Raw genomic sequence first — 4405 nt, 5'->3', positions numbered from 1 at the left:
GGACCTCCAGTACTCGGTCGCCGACGTGAACCGCCGTGTTCCGATGGCGTTGCTGGCCATCATCTTCGCCGTCGCCGTCGTGGTCGTCGGGCGGCCGCCCGGCCGGCCGTCGGCCGTGCGCCGGTGCGCCGGGCGGCCGGCGCCCTACTGGGCGGAGGCCGTCAGGTCGCCGCGGCGGGGCGCCGCGAAGCCCTCCAGCGCCGGCCGGGTCAGCCCGCTCGCCTCGCTCACCTCGTCGGGGTCGAGCGCGCCGCAGTCCAGACCGCGCAGCAGATATCCGCTGAGGGCCTTTGCGGTCGCCGGCTCGTCCATCACGTCCCCGCCGGCTCGGCCGGCGTACCGGGACAGACGCTCGGCGGCCTGGACGAAGCCCTCGCGATAGAAGGCGAAGACGGCCGCGTAGCGGGTGGGCAGATGGCCCGGGTGCATGTCCCAGCCCTGGTAGTAGGCGCGGGCCAGGGCGCGGCGGGTGAGGCCGTAGTGCAGCCGCCAGGCGTCGTGGACCCGTGCGGTCGGGCCGACCGGCAGGACGTTCGTGGAGCCGTCGGAGACGCGTACGCCGGTGCCTGCGGCGGCGACCTGCATGACCGCCTTGGCGTGGTCGGCGGCGGGGTGGTCGCTCGCCTGGTGGGCGGCGGAGACGCCGAGACAGGCGCTGTAGTCGAAGGTGCCGTAGTGCAGTCCGGTGGCGCGGCCCTCGGCGGCCTGGATCATGCGGGCGACCGCGGCGGTGCCGTCGGCGGCGAGGATGGACTGGCTGGTCTCGATCTGGATCTCGAAGCCGAGGCGGCCGGGAGTGAGGCCGCGCGCCTCCTCGAAGGCCTCCAGGAGCCGGACCATGGCGGTGACCTGCTCCGGGTACGTCACCTTCGGCAGGGTGAGGACCAGGCCGTCGGGCAGGCCGCCGGCGTCCGCGAGGCCGGTGAGGAAGACGTCGAGGGTGCGGATGCCGCGGTCGCGCACGGCGGCCTCCATGCACTTCATGCGGATGCCCGTGTAGGGGGCCGCGGCGCCCTCGGCGTACGCCCGCGCGATCAGCCGGGCGGCCCGGGCGGCCGCCTCGTCCTCCTCCGCGTCCGGGCGGGGTCCGTAGCCGTCCTCGAAGTCGACCCGCAGGTCTTCGACGGGCTCGCGTTCCAGCTTGGCCCGCACGCGCGCGTAGACGGGCTCGGCAAGGTCGTCGGACAGGCCGAGGCAGGCGGCGAAGGAGGCCGCGTCGGGGGCGTGCGCGTCGAGGGCGGCGAGGGCCCGGTCGCCCCAGGAGCGGATCGTGTCGCCGTCGAAGACGTCGCCGGGGACGTAGACGGTGTGGACGGGCTGGCGCGTGCCGGGGTCGCCGGGATAGCGGCGGTCGAGTTCGGCGTCGACCGGGGCCAGGGACGCGCTGATCTTCTCGCTGACGGCGCCCGCGAGGCTCGTCGCCACCGTCTCCTGCTGGCCCTGACCCATTCCGCATCCTCCAGTTTTCCGCTGTACGGAATCAATAATCCGTAGAGTGAAGTTATCCGGGTGTCTTCCGGCGGGTCAACACCTTGTCCACGGCACGGTCCCGCGCACGTCTCGCCGCACCCACGCCCTCTTCCGTACAACAGTTCACCCGTTCATCCTGTCTCACGGGGCGCGTGGGACCGAAGACGAGGGGGACGCATGACGAGGAGCGGCAGGCCGACCCGGCGGGCGGGGCTGAGGACCGTGCTGGCGGCCCTGGCCGCCGTCCCCCTGATCGGCACGGCGGGGGCGTCCGCCGCCCGGCAGGAGAGCCTGCCGCGCGGGATGCTCCGGCCGGCGCCCTTCCCTCCGCTCGAGGTCATGACGTTCAACCTGCGCTTCGCCTCCGCCCGCAGGCCCCACAGCTGGGCCGTGCGCCGTCCCGTGATGCGGCAGTTGCTGCACCGGGCGGCCCCGCACGTCATCGGCACCCAGGAGGGCCGCCCGCAGCAGCTGCTGGACATCGAGGCCGACCTCGGACCGCACTACGCCTGGATCGGGACCAGCCGGGGCGTGGGCCCCGACGAGGCGGTGGCCGTCTTCTACGACACACGCCGGCTCGTCCCGGCCGAGTACGGGCACTTCTGGCTGTCCGACACCCCGCAGGTGCGCGGCTCCAACACCTGGGGCGGCGGGCATCCCCGCATGGTCACCTGGGTCCGCTTCCGCGATCTGCTGGCCTCGGGGCGGCAGTTCTGCGTGCTCAACACCCATCTCGACAACGCGAGCCAGTACGCGCGCGAACGCGCCGCCGCGCTCATCGCCGCGCGGATCTCCCGCTTCGACACCGCGCTGCCGCTGCTGCTGACCGGCGACTTCAACACCGTCGCGCACGAGAACCCGGTGTACGACAGGCTGCTCGCCGCCGGACTGGTGGACACCTGGGACACGGCACGCACGCGGGGCGACGCGTACGCCACGTATCACGGGTACAAGGCGCTGACCCCGAACGGGAGCCGCATCGACTGGATCCTCGCGACGCCCGGCGTGCGGGTCCAGCGGGAGTGGACCGACGCCTTCAGCGTGAACGGTCAGTACCCGAGCGACCATCTGCCGGTGCGGGCCTCGCTGACCATGGGATGAGCGAAGCCCCCGCGACCTGGGGTCACGGGGGCCTGGCGCGGTCCTGCCGACCGCCGGGGTGATCAGCCCTTGCGGGTCTTGATCTCCTCGGTGAGCTGCGGGACGACGTCGAAGAGGTCGCCGACGACGCCGTAGTCGACGAGGTCGAAGATCGGGGCCTCGGCGTCCTTGTTGACGGCGACGATGGTCTTCGAGGTCTGCATGCCGGCGCGGTGCTGGATGGCGCCGGAGATGCCGTTGGCGATGTAGAGCTGCGGGGAGACCGACTTGCCGGTCTGGCCCACCTGGTTGGTGTGCGGGTACCAGCCGGCGTCCACCGCGGCGCGGGAGGCGCCGACGGCCGCGCCGAGCGAGTCGGCGAGGGCCTCGATGAGTCCGAAGTTCTCCGCGCCGTTGACGCCGCGGCCGCCGGAGACGACGATCGCGGCCTCGGTCAGCTCCGGGCGGCCGGTCGACTCGCGCGGGGTGCGGCCGGTGACCTTGGTGCCGGTGGCCAGCGCGGAGAAGGCGACGGCGAGGGCCTCGACCGCGCCGGCGGCGGGGGCGGCCTCGACCGCGGCCGAGTTCGGCTTCACGGTGATGACCGGGATGCCCTTGGAGACGCGGGACTTGGTCGAGAAGGACGCGGCGAACACCGACTGGGTGGCCACCGGGCCCTCGTCGCCGGCCTCGAGGTCGACGGCGTCGGTGATGATGCCGGAGCCGATGCGCAGCGCCAGACGGGCGGCGATCTCCTTGCCCTCGGCGGAGGAGGGGACGAGGACGGCGGCCGGGGAGACGGCGGCGACGGCTGCCTGCAGCGCGTCCACCTTGGGCACGACGAGGTAGTCGGCGTACTCGGAGGCGTCGTGGGTGAGGACGCGGGCAGCGCCGTGCTCGGCCAGCGCGGCGGCGGTGCTCTCGGCGCCGGCGCCCAGCGCGACGGCGACGGGCTCGCCGATGCGGCGGGCCAGCGTCAGCAGCTCCAGGGTGGGCTTGCGGACGGCGCCGTCCACGTGGTCGACGTAGACGAGGACTTCAGCCATGGGATTTGCTCTCCTGCGAAACGAAGTTGAGGGGCGGTCGGCGTGGGGCCTTTAGATGAACTTCTGGCCCGCGAGGAACTCGGCGAGCTGCTTGCCGCCCTCGCCCTCGTCCTTGACGATCGTGCCCGCGGTGCGGGCGGGACGCTGGGTCGCGGAGTCGACCGCGGTCCACGCGCCCTCGAGACCGACTTCCTCGGCCTCCAGGTCCAGGTCCGACAGGTCCCAGGACTCCACCGGCTTCTTCTTCGCCGCCATGATGCCCTTGAAGGACGGGTAACGCGCTTCACCCGACTGGTCGGTGACCGACACGACGGCCGGCAGGGACGCCTCGAGCTGCTCGGAAGCGGCGTCGCCGTCGCGGCGGCCCTTGACCGTGCCGTCCTCGACCGAGACCTCGGAGAGCAGGGTGACCTGCGGGACGCCCAGGCGCTCGGCCAGCAGGGCCGGGACGACGCCCATGGTGCCGTCGGTGGAGGCCAGACCGGAGATCACCAGGTCGTAGCCGGCCTTCTCGACGGCCTTGGCGAGCACCAGGGAGGTGCCGATGGCGTCGGTGCCGTGCAGGTCGTCGTCCTCGACGTGGATCGCCTTGTCGGCGCCCATCGACAGCGCCTTGCGCAGCGCGTCCTTGGCGTCCTCGGGGCCCACCGTGAGAACGGTGATCTCCACGTCGTCGTCGGAGTTCTCGGAGATCTGCAGCGCCTGCTCGACCGCGTACTCGTCGAGCTCGGAGAGCAGACCGTCCACGTCGTCCCGGTCGACGGTCAGGTCATCGGCGAAGTGCCGGTCGCCAGTGGCGTCGGGCACGT

Annotated in this window: 4 protein-coding genes; 1 reads left to right on the top strand and 3 read right to left on the bottom strand. The window is 72.8% G+C overall.

Features of this window, described 5'->3' with window-relative positions; genetic code table 11:
* Positions 1-144: 144 nt before the first annotated feature.
* A complete protein-coding gene (locus ABT300_RS41840; protein ID WP_351687786.1) occupies positions 145-1449 on the bottom strand; it encodes a DUF6986 family protein in 1305 nt (434 codons plus the stop codon).
* A 198-nt stretch (positions 1450-1647) separates the two neighbouring features.
* Here ABT300_RS41840 and ABT300_RS41835 point away from each other — a divergent pair, with 198 nt between their 5' ends.
* Positions 1648-2571: an endonuclease/exonuclease/phosphatase family protein gene (locus ABT300_RS41835; protein ID WP_351687784.1), complete on the top strand. Its 924-nt coding sequence runs from the start codon at positions 1648-1650 to the stop codon at positions 2569-2571.
* Positions 2572-2633: 62 nt separating this feature from the next.
* On the opposite strand, the gene ABT300_RS41830 is transcribed toward ABT300_RS41835, so the two are convergent.
* Together ABT300_RS41830 and ABT300_RS41825 are read right to left on the bottom strand one after the other, a co-directional pair.
* On the bottom strand, positions 2634-3596 hold the full coding sequence (locus ABT300_RS41830) for an electron transfer flavoprotein subunit alpha/FixB family protein (RefSeq protein ID WP_351687782.1): 963 nt from the start codon (positions 3594-3596) through the stop codon (positions 2634-2636).
* 51 nt (positions 3597-3647) lie between these two features.
* Positions 3648-4403: an electron transfer flavoprotein subunit beta/FixA family protein gene (locus ABT300_RS41825; protein ID WP_351687781.1), complete on the bottom strand. Its 756-nt coding sequence runs from the start codon at positions 4401-4403 to the stop codon at positions 3648-3650.
* Positions 4404-4405 lie beyond the last annotated feature (2 nt).

This window comes from Streptomyces sp. NPDC001027, from assembly GCF_040299045.1.
Lineage (GTDB): Bacteria > Actinomycetota > Actinomycetes > Streptomycetales > Streptomycetaceae > Streptomyces.
The sequence above is the reverse complement of the archived record's forward strand: the minus strand, read 5'-3'. Positions and strand labels throughout refer to the sequence as shown.